Source organism: Porcipelethomonas ammoniilytica, from assembly GCF_025567485.1.
Lineage (GTDB): Bacteria > Bacillota > Clostridia > Oscillospirales > Ruminococcaceae > Porcipelethomonas > Porcipelethomonas ammoniilytica.
In genome coordinates, this window is sequence record NZ_JAOQKH010000100.1 from 1 (window position 1) to 564 (window position 564).

The window sequence follows — 564 nt, forward strand, 5'->3', positions numbered from 1 at the left end:
CCTTGTCTTATAAACTGTATGGTTTTTACCGAGGGAACAGATATCCCGCTTGTTGAAACGGTAATTATAGCGCGTCCTACTCAGTCGGACAGCTTATATACTCAGATGGTGGGACGAGGTTTAAGACTTCATCCGGATAAGGAAAAATTAACGCTGATCGATTGCGTTGGAATTACGGGAAAACGTTCCCTTTGCACAGCACCGTCATTGTTAGGAATAGATATCAGTAATATTTCAAAAGCACAGCAGGATAAGCTTGAGGGGGATTTATTCGAACTGCCTGAAAAAATTGAACGTGCGGCAGATACACCGTCCAGCTGGATAAGAAATATTGAAATTGTGAATCTGTGGGCACGGGAACAGCAGTATAATTTACATGATATTAATTTCTTCCAGATGCCGGACGGACGTTTGATATGTAATCTTCCGGATAGAAAAAAGCTGATTATACCGTGTCCGGACGAACTAGGAAACGTGATCTATAATGGCAGCCGAACTGATATGCAAAGTGCAATTGATACGGTGTACACAGAATTAAATGAAAATTATTCCGACAGTGAATAT

At 41.0% G+C, this 564-nt stretch carries 1 protein-coding gene; it reads left to right on the forward strand.

Annotated elements, in window-relative coordinates; translation table 11 throughout:
* Positions 1–564: helicase-related protein (locus tag OCV67_RS13485; protein WP_394802713.1), on the forward strand; the 564-nt coding region annotated here is incomplete at both ends.